The following is a 14126-nucleotide window of genomic DNA, read 5'->3' on the forward strand; positions in this document are numbered from 1 at the left end:
TATGTCTGGATTTAGCCTAAGCGCGATCGCTATCCGCCGTCACATCGGCACACTCATGCTCACCATCGCTACGTTGGTGCTTGGAGTCTTCTTTCTCTCCCGACTCCAAGTTGATTTGTTGCCGTCTATCACCTATCCCCGGATTGGCGTGCGGGTAGACGCCCCTGGAATCTCCCCAGAAGTGGCAGTTGATGAAGTCACCAAACCGCTAGAAGAAGCATTAAGCGCCACACAAGGAGTGGTACAAGTTTACTCCCAAACCCGCGAAGGGCAGGTAAGTTTAGACTTGTATTTTGAACCGGGAGGGAACATTGACCAGGCACTAAACGATGCCACGGCTGCCTTTAACCGGGGTCGCAGTAGACTCCCCAGTACCATCGAAGATGCCCGCTTATTTAAAGTTGACCCCTCCCAGCTGCCCGTTTACGAAGTGGCGCTACAATCTGCTTCGCTGGGGGATGCGGAGTTGCGAGTCCTTGCCGATGAAGAATTATCCCGCGAACTCGGTGTCGTCAATGGTGTCGCTGCTGTCGATGTTGCAGGTGGGGTGGAAGAACAAGTCCGGGTGCAAATTGACCTGAATCGCTTACAGGCGCTAGGGGTGAGTTTGGTAGACGTGTTAAATGCTTTAGGCGATCGCAACCAGGATGTCTCTGGCGGTCGCTTGCAAGGCGCTGACTCCGAACCGCTTACCCGTACTGTTGGACGCTTTCAGAATGCCCAAGAAATTAGCAATCTCTCCTTTGAAGTTGGTTCCCCAACCGCCAGCGCAGTAGGAGGACAAAGCCCCGCGCTTTTACCACAATCTCGCGTTTATCTAAGAGATTTTGCCGAAGTCATTGATGGGACAGAAGACCAGCGGGTATTTGTCTATCTGAATGGGCAACCAGCGGTAAAACTCAGCATCCAAAAGCAGCCAGATGCCAATACTATCGAGGTTGTGGATGGAGTTAAAAAACGGATCGAAGAACTGCGGCAAGCTGGGGTAATTCCCGAAGACATGAAACTGCTGGCAACGCTGGATGAGTCGAAATTTATCAGCAACTCGATCTCCAACGTGACCAGTTCCGGATTGCTCGGTGCAGGGTTGGCAGCGGTGGCGGTGATGCTATTTCTCGGTAGCGCCCGTCAAACTTTAATTATTATCATCGCCATTCCCCTCGCGACCATTGCGGCGATTATCTTAATGCAGCTATTTGGACTCTCCATCAACATTTTCAGCTTAGGTGGTTTGGCTCTGGGTGTGGGGATTGTCGTAGACAACTCTATCGTAATGATGGAGACAATTGCCGAAGGTGCTGGCATGACTCCGGGTCAGGATAGCAAAGCCCGGATGAATAGCCAGCAAGTAATCGATCAAGCAGAACGTAGCGGTCGCGAGGTGGAATCGGCGCTAATTGCCTCTACCACTACTAACTTGGTGTCTGTGCTGCCGTTTTTGCTGATTGGTGGCTTTTTCTCCCTGCTATTTAATGAATTAATTCTTACCATTAGTTTTTCTGTAGCTGCCTCTCTATTGGTGGCGCTGACAGTGGTGCCAGCACTCAGTTCTCGGTTGTTGGCAATCCAGTGGTCGAGTGGAGTGGGTCAGTTTTGGCCTTTGCGGGAATTTAACCGCCGATTTGAGGCAGCGACTGGCAGCTATACTCGCTTTCTGACTGGAGTCGTGCGTTATCGGTTATTAGTAATCGCCGCTATTATTCTGCTTTTCGGCGGCAGTAGTTTGTGGATGGTCGGTCAAATTCCCCAAGAAATTTTGCCTCGGATTAATACGGGGCAAGCCAATTTGTTTGCCCAGTTTCCTCCCGGAACTAGCGTGGAAACTAACCAAAAAGTGATGAAACTGGTGGACGAAATTTTGGTTAAACAGCCAGAAAGCGACTATGTATTTAGTACAGCCGGAGGTTCTCTGTTCGGCAGCAACACCAATGCCAATCCCCTACGAGCTTCCAGCTCAATTACTCTCAAATCAGGTACCGATGTCGAGAAGTTTGTCGAAAAAGTCAATCAGGAGTTTAACAAGCTTAATTTGGCGGGGATTCGTCTGCGACTGAATCCCGGTCAGGTACGGGGGATTATCCTCAGTAACTCGCCAGTGCGGGGGGCGGATGTGGATATCATCCTCCAGGGAAACGATGAGCAGCGGTTGCAACAAGCGGGGCGGCAAGCGCTGCAAGCCTTGGATGAGCAGGTAAAAAGTGCAACTTTCCGACCTGATGCTGACTCTCGACAACCAGAAGTGCAGATTCGACCAGATTGGGAGCGTGCAGAAGAGTTGGGTTTGACGACGCAAGACATTGGGCAAACGATTCAGACAGCAATCGAGGGGTCAGTCCCAACTCAGTTGCAAAGAGGCGATCGCTTAGTTGATGTCCGCGTCCAATTCAATGAGCAATCCGTGCAACGCGCTTCGCAACTTGCACAAATACCCTTATTTGTCAATAGCAACAGCTTAGTTCGGTTGGGTGATGTCGCTACAATTTCCGAAGGTCAAGCCCCCGGTGAAGTTCAGCGGATTAACCAACGACAGGTTTTTATCATTGCGGGTAGTCTGAGTGAAGGAGCTAACCTCAGCGACGCCCTGACAGAGGTAGATGAGGTACTAGGGAATTTGCGATTACCCGAAGGCGTGAGCGTGATTCCCAGTTCGACAGCGGAAACGAATCAGCAGTTGCAAAACTCCTTGACAATTTTAGGAGGTTTAGCTGCTTTCTTGGTTTTCGTGGTTATGGCGGTGCAATACAACTCCTTGATTGACCCCTTGGTCATTATGCTCACGGTGCCGCTGGCTTTAGCGGGGGGCATTCTGGGGCTTTATATCACCCAAACCCCTATCGGTGCTACGGTGCTAGTCGGTGCGGTGCTGCTGGTGGGGATTGTGGTGAACAACGCCATCATCATGGTGGAGTTGGCTAACCAGATTCACGAACAGGAAGGCATCGACCGACAAGCGGCGATTTTAAAAGCGGCTCCCATGCGCCTGAGAGCGATTATGATGACCACCATCACCACGGTTCTCGGCTTGTTTCCGTTGGCGCTAGGAATCGGGGAAGGCTCAGAATTTCTGCAACCGCTAGGCGTTGTGGTGTTTTCCGGTCTATCTCTGGCAACGCTGCTAACCTTGTTTATTATTCCCTGCTTCTATGTGCTGCTGCACCAGTTCCCAGTCAGCAAGCAGGTACTAAAATGGCAGCGCTCGCTCTCTAGAAAATTTGCCCGGAAAACTTTTTCTAGCGATCGCAAGTTCTAGTTGATGCTGTCTTCAGCGGAGTCTAGTGCTTGACACAAGAGCGATCGCTTGATTGCTCTTGTTCGCTTTTTGCCCTAGCATCAATTGCTTGTTTCAACTTTTGCTTCTTTCAACTTTGTGGGTGAACGGGAATTTCAATCCAAAACTCAGTACCCTTCTCTGGTTGACAAGAACACTTAAAGACGCCGCCATGTTTTTCCACCACAATTTGATAGCTAATTGACAGTCCTAAACCAGTGCCTTTACCAACCGGCTTGGTTGTGAAAAAAGGATTGAAGATTTGCGCCTGCACCGCCTCTGGCATACCAGGGCCATTGTCAATAATTTGAATTACCACATGAGCAGGATGATCGATAAAAGGCTGAATGGAAGAATCTGTTTCCTGCTTTATCGTGTCTTTTTCATCGTTAATTTTTTCATCTTTTATTCTTTTTGCTTCCTCTTTCAAAAAGGTGCGGATAGTAATCTGACTGGGTGAAGTATTAACTTCCGATTGGGTGAGGACGGCATCTGTCCCACTGGTGTGCTGCACAGAACCAGCAGCTTCTCCAGTTGCCATCAGGAAGGAAGTTTGATCCCAGTCGTTTTGCTGCTCCAGCGCGTCAATCGCATTGCTAAGGACATTCATAAACACTTGATTGAGCTGACCGGCATAGCACTCAACTAAGGGCAGATCGCCATAAGCCTTGACAACTTCAATACTGGGAGCCTTGCCCTTCCCTTTGAGTCGATGTTGCAAGATTAACAGCGTGCTGTCTAAACCCTCATGGATATCCACCCGTTTCATCTCGGCTTGGTCAAGGCGAGAGAAATTCCGCAGAGACAGTACCAGTTGACGGATTCTGTCAGCCCCCACCTTCATCGACGACAGCATTTTGGGCAAGTCTTCAGCAATGAATTCCAAATCGATTGCTTCTGCCTGCTTAGCAACCTCCGGATCGATCTGGGGATAACGCTCCTGGTAGAGATGTAACAGATCGAGCAAATCTTTTACGTAGTCGCCAACGTGAATGAGATTACCGTAAATAAAATTAACCGGATTGTTGACTTCGTGAGCCACGCCTGCCACTAGTTGTCCCAAACTCGACATTTTTTCTGTCTGAATCAGTTGGGTTTGGGTTTGCTGTAATTCTTGGAGGGCAAAAGCGAGTTGTTCTGCTTGGTGTTGGGTTTGAGTGAGTAATTCGGCTTGCTGTAGCGCGACGCCGAGTTGAGCGGCAACCTGGGTAGCAAAATCAATAGACGGGGCTTCCCAGTGTCGCGTTTGGGAGCATTGATGAATACAAAGCAATCCCCAAAGAACGTCTCCTTTGAGCAGTGGCACCACTAAGTTAGCTCGAATTTGAAATAGGGAGAGAAGTTGGAGGTGACAATCTGTTAAGCCTGCATCGTAAATGTCAGCAACCACCTGAATCCGACCTTGATGATACTGCTGAGCGTATTGTTCTCCAAAGCAGCGATCGCAGATTTTCAGGGTTAAAGCCGAGACAAAACCATCTCGAACATCCTCAGAGACAAACTCTCCAGCTTCCCAGTTCGACTCCGGATCGAACCGAAAAATGCCGACTCGATCGGTGTTAAGCAGTTGCCGAACTTCAGTCACGGTTGCTTTGAGGATGGTGTCGAGGTTCAGAGAGTCTCGAATTTTAGTAACTACTCTAAATAGTGCTTTTTGTTGTTCCGCTGCTTGCTCGATGCGACGAGTTTGGGCGGTGGCGGTGACAGCAGCAGTGCGACTTTTTTGGTAGAGTTCGGCTTGTTGAATTGCGATCGCGGCTTCATTTGCCAGCTGTTGCAGCAAATCAATTTCAGCAGTCTTCCATTCCCTAGGAGCTTGGCACTCATGGGCAACGAGTAGCCCCCATAGCTGTTCTCCCATTTTAATTGGGACAACTAAGTTGGCTTGAACCTGAATTTTTAGTAAAAACTCTATATGACAGGGATGCAAATCTGATTCAGCTACGTTATCAATTGCTCGAACCCTTCCCTGCTGGTAAGCAGAGGCGTACTCCTGAGGAAAGCATTTATCTTCATATATCTCTCCCAGAATTGAGTTCCAACTGCCTGTCACCGCTTCTACAACCACCTCCCCTTGCAAACTTCTGGTGAACTGGTAAATTACCACTCGGTCTGTGCTTAGCAGTTTCCTGACTTCTTGCACAATGCTTTGGAGGATCTTCTCTAAATCCAGAGTGCTGCGAATTTGGTCTGTGACTTCCTTGAGGACTTTTGCAAAATCTAAGGACTGTTGCAGCTGAGCGGTTCGCTCTTGAATTTGATGTTCGAGGTTGGTATTTAGAGACTGCACTTGCAAGTACAGTAGATACTGCTCAATCGCCATTGAGAAGTGATGACCCAAGGCTTGAGCGAGTTCAATTTCTTCCGGTGTCCACGCTTGTGCTTGGCCTCGTTTCAGTTCCCTCCATGCCTCAAAGGAGTTACGGGGTTGCAGTTGTCGCTGATCCGAGTCAAAATTTCCAGCCCACAAAGTTTCCGTGTCAATTTCATTGCGGAAAATGCACAAGTATCCCAGACCCTGTTGTCGATACTGAAGGGGCACAATCAGGATGCCACGAATCTGAGTCGTGCGGAATGCTGGCGCGATGACTCGCAGATGAGGTTGTTTATAGAGATCCGTCACTGCCTTGATGGGATTGCAGGCAGGATCTTGTAACTTTACATATTCTTGCCAAACGGGATGCTCTTCAAGGGGACGATCTTTGCCGATGGCTCCTAGCATGGGTTGATCGCCGCAGACAAATAGGCTTGCCTGACGTAGGTTTTCAGCTGCGATGTAAATTCTGCCACCAGAACCTTGAAAGGCGGCAACCGTTTCCGCAAGGGCTTCAGAAAGCTGAATCGTAGGCAGCGCATGGAGCAGGGTGGCGACTCGGTTAATCCGAGCTTCCCGCGTTGCTTGGGCGCAGGCGAGTTCCAGCAAGGTGGATTGAGCGATCGCAATTGAAACTTGATCCGCTACTAACTGCACGATTTGCAGTTCTTGTTCCGAAACCGAACGCGATTCAGCATGATGAGAGACTAATAAACCCCATAGTTCCGGCTGTGTCTCCTGCGTGCGAGCATCATGATACAGAATCGGCACCACTAGGGAAGATTTGACTCCCATTGCCGTGAGATATTCAATATGGCAGGAATCGACTGGGCGATAGCGAACATCTTCCACGTTCAAAGCAGCACCCGTCTCGGCGCAATCCAAGGAACTCAGACCAATTAAGCCTTGGTAAACATCGACAATTGAGCGCTGACGAGCCTTCAGAAACATCTCACGGGCGTGGGGAGGAATGTCATCAGCCGGAAAATTTAGCCCGATTAAGGATGGGAGGCGATTGTTATCAATTGCTTCAGCAATCACTTCTCCACTGCCATCAGCATGAAACCGATAAATCATCACGCGGTCGGTTGCAAGCAATGAGCGAATTTCAGTGACTGTTGATGACAAAATTTCAGGCAATTCCAGCGATCGTCGAATCCGATTCGTGATTCCGTGTAATAAGCTTGCTTGGTCTATTTCTTGCGGCATTGTTTGCGTATTATCACTTAAGCTCATTCCTTTTATCCACCAAGTCTATAAATTCAGGCATGAATGTTTTTCTATAGTTCTATTTTGTAACTGAAAAGTCATGCTGGGTATTCGTAAAACTATTGATTTTATAAAACTTCTAAACTTAATATTAACTTTCATTTTATTTAAAAAAATAACTTCAAGGTATTGACAGCCCGTTGAAGTCATGTTAGTAAAACCCAAAAAATATTTTGTTTTAAAAAATTACTAATTGAGGTTAGCCAAATCTGTAAATTTAGAAAGGAGTAACACTACATTTTTCCTAACCGTTGTCGGATTTCTTGACGGACACTCATCAGAATTTTTCCCAAATGATTTTGTCCAGTTTTTTCTACACCGCAACCCCAGTAATAATCGGTGGGAGAATTCTCCACGATTGGACGATCGCCGGTAGAAAGCAAAATGGATTGAATTTCTAGGTGAGTCAGAAACTTGGTTAGCACAGCTTCGCGCATAATTTGGGTTTTTACTTGTTCCCAGTCCGGACGGATGTGGCGAGTGCGATCGCGTCCCAGTGTCGCGGCTTCCATTGGCGTTTTCGCGCTAGCGATCGCTGGGATTAACACTTCATCCTCGGTGCCAACAAATTTTTGTGCTTGATAATAATGCTCCACCGTCATCCAATCTTGACCCAATAGATAAATTCCATGAGGAGAAAAGTTGGAAAAACATCCGTAGGGATCGTCAGCTTTATAAAAGTAAATCGTCATGTCGAAACAATAGGTCGAAATAATAAGAGTGCTTGTCCCAGTTCTACCATGCTTGTTGCTCCAAGAGATGCAGTGTGGAAGGCGACTTTAAGCCGATTGGGTATTCACCGTCATCAAAATTGAGGATGGTAAGCGCCTGTTGCCAACATCCTAATCCAGCTTTGGGAGTGCCTCCCGAATACACTTCAGTTAAAAATAATTGTTTGTTAGTTTTTCCTCTAACTAAACCGTATTCAGTATCTCCCTGCGGCTAGGTGCCTAGTTACAGAACTTCCAGAAAAACTTATCCATACACTATTGTAGGGGTACGGCAATGCCGTACCCCTACTGCTTGAATCAAAAATCGTGCCCCTACTCCTTGAATTTAAAATTCTATCCTCTTTTCAAGGAATGGGAGTGCCAAAACTGGTTACTGTTTTTCTAAAGCCTTCAATCCCTGGTCAATTTGCTCAGCTTGCTGAGTTTGACCTGCCTCTTTAAACAAGTCTCTGGCTTTTTTCATGGCTGCGATTGACTCAGACTTCTTACCTTGTTGATTTAGAGCTACCCCTAGACCAAAGTAAGCAGGTGCTGCTTTCGGAGCAATTTCGGTTGTCTTTTTGAGAGCTGCGACTCCCTCATTTAACTTTCCTTGTTTGACCAAGGCAACCCCTAAGAAATAGTGTGAATCTGCACTTTTTGGGTCGATTTCAATTGCTTTCTTGAAAGCCTCGGTTGCTTCGGGTAATTTACTTTCACCTTGGGCACCTAAAGCAACTCCCAAATCATTGTATGACCTTGCATTTTTCGGGTCAATTTCAATTGATTTTTTGAAGTTTGCAGCGGCTTCAGGTAATTTGTTTTGATTGACCTGAATAAATCCTAAGTCATTATAGGATTTGGCATTTTTCGGGTCAATTTCAATTGCCTTTTTAAAAGTGGCAGATGCTTCTTCCAGTTTCTTTTCTTGAACCTGAACAAATCCTAATTTATGATATAGTTCGATATTTTTAGGATTACTTGCAATTGCCTTTTGAAAAGCATCACTTGCTTCAGAGAATTTCTTTTGATTGACCAGAATAGTTCCTAATTTATTGTAACTTTCTGCATCCTTGGGATTAATCTCAACGGCTTTGTTGTAATCAGCGATCGCTTCGTTTAATTTGCCTTGCTGAGCTAAAGCATTTCCTGAGTCAACATACTTTTTAGCGTCAGCCTCTGATTTTTGACAACTTAGTGTCAGGAAGCTTAAGCATCCCGCTACTACAATCATCAGCCCGAACCTGGATAACTTTACAGTCCTAGAAGACATAACCTAGCAAGTTTCTGGATGAAAGCCCCAATATAACACATGAGCAAATTTCATCACTGACGATTTAAAAGGGCGTTACCCGCTCAAAAATTTGATTTTGTGGAGTGGGCAATGCCTCCCAAATCTTATCTGGGTGGGCAAAGCCCACCCAAAAAAAGTCAACCTTTACTAACTAAATGCTCTAATCGTTTTATCCACCCATTCCCGGTATCATGCTCTTGCTGAGGCGTTTGATAGCGCTCTCTGCCACTTCAGAGTAACGGCTTTCTCCGCACAGAATCTTGCCCATGCGCTCAGTGGCACTAGGGCGCTTAACACCGACTCGATAAGCAATCCCAGGAACTCTGTAGAACACTCCTGCTAAGCGTTGCGCCCACTGCATATCCGATCCCCATTCTTCGGCGATCGCGCTGGTATATCCTTCCAGCGCATTGCCATCCCCAAAGAGGGATTTGTCAATCGCTTGGGCTGCTTTCAAGCCGCTAAACATTGAGGGACGAATTCCTTCAGCCGTAAATGGATCGACAACACAGGCGGCTTCTCCGGCTAAAACTGCATTTTGTGTATGCAGGGTTTGATTGCCATCCCACAAACAAAGGGGATGACCATGTTGCTGGCTCTGATTAACCTCTACGCCGAAAGATTTGGCGTACTCAGCCACAATTTTCTTAAAGTCTTGGGGTTCACCGCCGATGAACGTGCCAACGCCGATAGAATACCCGTCGGCTTTAGGAAAGTTCCAAATATAGCCATTTTTGACCATCCCAAATTCAAAATGAATCTTTTGCTGGTTGGCATTTTGGGCGGGTACTTCTGCTTCTAAGGCTCCAGCCAGACGCCGTTTGCGCTCTTTAAAACCCAGCCACTTAGCCATTGGCCCTTTGGCTCCGTCTGCGGCAATCAGATAGCGACCTTCCACGGGTCCATTAGCGGTGTTGACTTGCCAGCGATCGCTCTTAAACTCAATCCCTGTTACTTCCGTGTTGTCTCGTAGTTCTGCGCCTTTTTGCTGCGCCTGCTGCATCAGGAAGTTGTCGAAAACGTCTCGCCGTACCATCCAAATCGGTTGTCCTGTTTCCAGCTCTACTTCTACTGGATCGCCCATTTTCCAGGTATAACGGAGTGATTTTAGTTTTAAGGAAATCGCTGGAGAAAAATCAAAATCAAACCACTCTTGTACCGCCGGTGATACTCCACCCCCACAGGGTTTGTAACGCGGCATTGTGTCTTTTTCTAAGACTAAAACCGAACGTCCTCCCTTAGCTAGATGATAGGCTGCGGTTCCACCTGCTGGGCCAGCACCGACAATAATGCAGTCAAACATTGTGTTAATTTTTGCTCCTGGAGACACTTACAATTTAAGCTTGTCAAGTGAAGAATCTACATTCTCACCCTTGACACTCACTGGGAATTAAGCTTAATTGTTTTCCCTACCAGATGGGTATTTGCGTAATTATGCTTATTTCAGTAAAACGTATACAAATTCAGTGCTTCAGGATTTTATAAGATAAATATTATTCGCCTTTATTTAGATTTTCTCTTGAATTCTAGAAGACAAACCGTGTTTTCCAGTACGTAGTTGTTCAGCTTTTTCTTCCAGACAGCTAGAGGCGCGATCGCAATATTTATTCAATTCCTCAATTTTACTGAGTGCAAAGTTTACATAAAGCTTATAAGATAAGTTCATGAAAGCTTTATAAAGTCGCTGACCGACTATTTGGTGCTTCTACTATTTTCATAAGGGGAAAAGCGATGTTCTGGGAATTACGCATCCAATACGCCAACGGCAACGAGAAAGTTCTACGCACCTGCAAAAATCGAGAAACAGCCCTGCGGTACATCGATGCAATCTACTCCCAGGGCTATCCTATGCACGTGGCGTTCCTGGTTCGCCCTGCCTTCGAGGCACAAGCGCTCCAACCTGCCTAGTCTCAGTTTTTAGCCCTTCGTCCTGAGTCCTTAGCTGAAGCGCGATCGCTGTTGACGAACGACCCATGACGAGTGACTAATGACTTTAAACGGTCGTGATATCTTTCTCTTTCTCGGCTAACAGCTCATCAACCTTGGCAATGTACTTGTCAGTTAGCTTTTGAACTTTTTCCTGCAAGTCTCGCGCTTCATCCTCAGAGACTTCACTATTTTTTTCTTGCTTGCGAATTGAGTCTACGGCGTCGCGGCGGATATTGCGAACAGAAACTCTACCTTCTTCAGCATACTTGGCAGCGATTTTCGCCAGTTCTTTACGACGCTCGGTGGTTAGGGGGGGAATATTCAAGCGAATGACTGAGCCATCATTGCTCGGAGTTAAACCGACATCTGATAAAGAAATCGCTTTTTCGATCAGATTCATGCTGCCGCGATCAAACGGCTGAATGGTAATCGTACTAGAATCTGGTGTATTGATACTTGCCAGAGACTTCAGAGGGGTGGGGGCACCATAGTATTCCACCGACACCCGGTCGAGGAGGGAGGCGTTCGCCCGTCCCGTCCGAATTGTATTAAAAGACCGTTGAGTTGCCTCAATTGTCTTTTGCATATGACTTTCAACATCAGCTAATTTCACAAGATCCTCCTACAATTGTTCCCACAGCTTCTCCCGTAACGGCGCGGTGGATATTGCCCCGCACCGAGAGGTCGAACACAACGATGGGGATGTTGTTTTCTTTGCACAGGGCGATCGCGGTACTATCCATCACCCGCAGATCGTGAGTGAGGACGTGCCCGTAGGTCAAGCTTTGATAGCGACGTGCGCCTGGGTTGAGATGGGGGTCTGAATCATAGATCCCGTCTACTTTGGTTGCTTTAAAAATTACATTCGCATCAATTTCCGCCGCTCGCAAGGCAGCAGTCGTATCAGTGGTGAAGAAGGGGTTTCCCGATCCAGCCCCAAAAATCACGACCCGTCCTTTTTCCAAGTGGCGAATGGCGCGACGCCGGATATAAGGCTCTGCCACTTCCTGCATTGCGATCGCTGTTTGCACTCGTGTCGGTACTCCGATTTGCTCCAAGGAGTCTTGCAAGGTCATCGCATTCATCACCGTTGCAATCATCCCGATGTAGTCGGCTGTCGCCCGATCCATGCCCGCCGAAGCTGCCTTGACACCGCGAAAGATATTGCCGCCACCGACGACAATTGCTATCTGAATGCCACTTGCCACGACCTCTGCGACTTCCTGAGCGATTTCCTGAACCACAATTGGATCGATTCCATAGCCCAGGTTGCCCATTAAAGCTTCACCGCTCAGCTTTAGTAAAACCCGCCGATAAGTTATCCCCATGCCCAGACTATTGTCTCACTCAAAATACCTCCACCATAAGATAACAGTAGAGGAGTAAGTTTTGTGATATTATCCCCAAATTTAGTGACTAAAGTATGGGGAGGCTTGAGACTAGGGGTTAATGACGCCACCCGATCGGGCTGCCGACTGCCTTGGTTGAGGCGGTCGGAATCGCCGTTTTTCCTTGCAGCAAAGAAGCGATCGCATCCCGTAAATAATGCACCTTCACCGCTGCTGGATCTTGGGAATTATCATCAATCCGTCCGCTGTAGCGGAGTATTCCAGAATTATCTAATAAGAAAACCTCCGGCGTTGTCTGTCCCCCGAAGCAACGAGCCACATCCTGAGTGGTATCTCGCAGATAAGGAAAATTTAGACCGTGAGTTGCTACCAAAGTTTGCATCTTCTCGAAGCTGTCTTCAGGCGACTGGACAGCATCATTGGCGTTGATGCCAATTAGGGTAAATCCCTGGCTTTGGAACTCGGTTTGAATCTGAATTAGCCTACCCAGATAGGACTGCACGTATGGGCAATGATTGCACATGAAAACAACGCCCACCGCTCGATACTTTTCTAAATACCGAGCCAAGTGGTGGACTTGATTATCGCTTCCCGGTAATTCAAAATCTGGGGCATAACTACCAATAGGAGTGCCGGTCTTTTCCATTACACTCATTTACTTATCCTTGGGTAATTACAACAAAGTTTGATGAGGCTACAGGAGTAAGGGACAAGGTAATTTGGGCGTCTATTTGCTTTGGGAGAACGCCTGATAACCGATTAGTTTATAGACTAATTTGGCAGCGGTAAATTCGGATACCACGGAATCTACAATTGGTGCCAATTCCATGACATCACAACCAATCACCTCGTGATTTTGAAACACTTGCCGCAAAAAAGAGAGTAGGGAGTACCAATTTAATCCACCGGGTTCTGGGGTGCCGACACAAGGTATTAAGGTGGGGTCAATCCCGTCGCGGTCAATGGTGAGGAAAACTCGTTTGGTAGGGATACTAGCGATCGCTCTTTCCATCCAATCCGGTTGTGTCGCAATTTCTCTGGCCCGAAACACCGTCAGATTTTTCTCTTTGATCAGATCGGCTTCTTCTTTGCAAATGGCGCGGATACCGATTTGGACGGCTGGCAATCCCATCTCCACAATCCGCCGCATCACGCAAGCATGGTTGTGAATCGAGCCTTCGTACTCATAGCGCAAATCGCCATGAGCATCTATTTGCACGACCGTAAAGGGTTCATTGGGGGAGGCTTCTCGGTATGCCTCCACAAGACCAGTCGTAATGCTGTGTTCGCCACCCAGACCAATGACAAACTTGCCGTCAGCTATCATCTGGGATACCGTTTCGCGGGTAACTTGCAGCATTTCCTCAGATGAAACTGAACGACCGTTGCGGGTATCTGCAATCGATTCAGCCGTATAAATTCCAATGTCTTTGCCAGTTTCCCAATCTAGCTCTTCATCATAATATTCCACCTGCCCAGAGGCTTCTAGAATCGCATCTGGCCCTTTTTCGCAGCCATTTCGATACGTTGTCGCCTCGTAAGGAATCGGCAAAATCCCCACCCGCGTGGCATCGTAGGTAGAAGCTAAATCAGAGCTAAGGAATGGTACAACCGAAGCAACAGAAGTAGAAGTTTGCACCGTAGTCATCACCAACTAAATTTCATTAGGGACTCACCAATCTAGATACTGACACACTCCTCGCTTTGAGTGCTACGCACAGGTGAAAAGCTAAGGTTTTGAAATTGGAAATTGAAAATACGAATTCTCCGTGCCACTTTCCGCTAGCTTTTAGATTCTTCACCTGTGTACCAGGCTTATCTACACTTGGCATCAGAGTTTTTACGGGATTTTCGATTCAGTGGCTCAAAATTACTGGAATCCGTGTTTTCTAGAGTTGAAGAATTGTAAAATTAGAAAAGCTAAGTCTACCCGTGGCGTTGAGAGCGCACTCAAGGTGCGACGGGATAGAAATCAAAGAGATGTGATCGCTAT

General features: G+C 47.2%; 12 protein-coding genes. 1 reads left to right on the top strand and 11 read right to left on the bottom strand.

The window, feature by feature from the left end:
- Position 1: 1 nt before the first annotated feature.
- The gene (locus tag H6H02_RS11070; protein WP_190817518.1) at positions 2-3250 is read left to right on the top strand and encodes an efflux RND transporter permease subunit; all 3249 of its coding nucleotides are present in this window, start codon (positions 2-4) and stop codon (positions 3248-3250) included.
- 109 nt (positions 3251-3359) lie between these two features.
- On the opposite strand, the gene H6H02_RS11075 is transcribed toward H6H02_RS11070, so the two are convergent.
- The 11 genes from H6H02_RS11075 to speB form a co-directional block, all read right to left on the bottom strand.
- Positions 3360-6818: a GAF domain-containing protein gene (locus H6H02_RS11075; RefSeq protein ID WP_190817520.1), complete on the bottom strand. Its 3459-nt coding sequence runs from the start codon at positions 6816-6818 to the stop codon at positions 3360-3362.
- Between the two features lie 266 nt (positions 6819-7084).
- Positions 7085-7543 (bottom strand): NADAR domain-containing protein, encoded by a 459-nt coding sequence (locus H6H02_RS11080; protein ID WP_190817522.1) that lies wholly within the window; start codon positions 7541-7543, stop codon positions 7085-7087.
- 43 nt (positions 7544-7586) lie between these two features.
- Positions 7587-7727: a hypothetical protein gene (locus H6H02_RS11085; RefSeq protein ID WP_190817524.1), complete on the bottom strand. Its 141-nt coding sequence runs from the start codon at positions 7725-7727 to the stop codon at positions 7587-7589.
- 225 nt (positions 7728-7952) lie between these two features.
- Positions 7953-8795, bottom strand: coding sequence for a tetratricopeptide repeat protein (locus H6H02_RS11090; protein ID WP_190817526.1), 843 nt, complete (start codon positions 8793-8795; stop codon positions 7953-7955).
- A 229-nt stretch (positions 8796-9024) separates the two neighbouring features.
- Complete coding sequence (locus H6H02_RS11095; protein ID WP_190817528.1) at positions 9025-10158, bottom strand: geranylgeranyl reductase family protein; 1134 nt, start codon at positions 10156-10158, stop codon at positions 9025-9027.
- 204 nt (positions 10159-10362) lie between these two features.
- On the bottom strand, positions 10363-10521 hold the full coding sequence (locus H6H02_RS11100; protein WP_190817530.1) for a hypothetical protein: 159 nt from the start codon (positions 10519-10521) through the stop codon (positions 10363-10365).
- Positions 10522-10701: 180 nt separating this feature from the next.
- Positions 10702-10830, bottom strand: a complete 129-nt coding sequence (locus H6H02_RS27615) for a hypothetical protein (protein ID WP_277922546.1) — start codon at positions 10828-10830, stop codon at positions 10702-10704.
- Positions 10831-10848: 18 nt separating this feature from the next.
- A complete protein-coding gene (gene frr / locus H6H02_RS11105) occupies positions 10849-11397 on the bottom strand; it encodes a ribosome recycling factor (protein WP_190817532.1) in 549 nt (182 codons plus the stop codon).
- The gene (gene pyrH / locus H6H02_RS11110; RefSeq protein ID WP_190817534.1) at positions 11384-12112 is read right to left on the bottom strand and encodes a UMP kinase; all 729 of its coding nucleotides are present in this window, start codon (positions 12110-12112) and stop codon (positions 11384-11386) included. The genes frr and pyrH overlap by 14 nt, the downstream gene beginning before the upstream one ends.
- A 118-nt stretch (positions 12113-12230) precedes the next feature.
- Entirely contained in the window at positions 12231-12788 is a 558-nt protein-coding gene (locus H6H02_RS11115; protein WP_190817536.1) for a thioredoxin family protein, read from the bottom strand.
- Positions 12789-12860: 72 nt separating this feature from the next.
- Complete coding sequence (speB, locus tag H6H02_RS11120; protein ID WP_190817545.1) at positions 12861-13781, bottom strand: agmatinase; 921 nt, start codon at positions 13779-13781, stop codon at positions 12861-12863.
- Positions 13782-14126 lie beyond the last annotated feature (345 nt).

This window comes from Coleofasciculus sp. FACHB-1120, assembly GCF_014698845.1.
In the GTDB taxonomy this organism is placed as follows: domain Bacteria; phylum Cyanobacteriota; class Cyanobacteriia; order Cyanobacteriales; family FACHB-T130; genus FACHB-T130.

Coding starts and splice junctions, on each gene's coding strand:
- H6H02_RS11095 (WP_190817528.1), bottom strand. CDS start 10,158: ATGTTTGACTGCATTATTGTCGGTGCTGGCCCAGCAGGTGGAACCGCA.
- H6H02_RS11070 (WP_190817518.1), top strand. CDS start 2: ATGTCTGGATTTAGCCTAAGCGCGATCGCTATCCGCCGTCACATCGGC.
- H6H02_RS11080 (WP_190817522.1), bottom strand. CDS start 7,543: ATGACGATTTACTTTTATAAAGCTGACGATCCCTACGGATGTTTTTCC.
- H6H02_RS27615 (WP_277922546.1), bottom strand. CDS start 10,830: ATGGGTCGTTCGTCAACAGCGATCGCGCTTCAGCTAAGGACTCAGGAC.
- H6H02_RS11090 (WP_190817526.1), bottom strand. CDS start 8,795: ATGATTGTAGTAGCGGGATGCTTAAGCTTCCTGACACTAAGTTGTCAA.
- speB (WP_190817545.1), bottom strand. CDS start 13,781: ATGACTACGGTGCAAACTTCTACTTCTGTTGCTTCGGTTGTACCATTC.
- H6H02_RS11075 (WP_190817520.1), bottom strand. CDS start 6,818: ATGAGCTTAAGTGATAATACGCAAACAATGCCGCAAGAAATAGACCAA.
- H6H02_RS11115 (WP_190817536.1), bottom strand. CDS start 12,788: ATGAGTGTAATGGAAAAGACCGGCACTCCTATTGGTAGTTATGCCCCA.
- pyrH (WP_190817534.1), bottom strand. CDS start 12,112: ATGGGGATAACTTATCGGCGGGTTTTACTAAAGCTGAGCGGTGAAGCT.
- H6H02_RS11100 (WP_190817530.1), bottom strand. CDS start 10,521: ATGAACTTATCTTATAAGCTTTATGTAAACTTTGCACTCAGTAAAATT.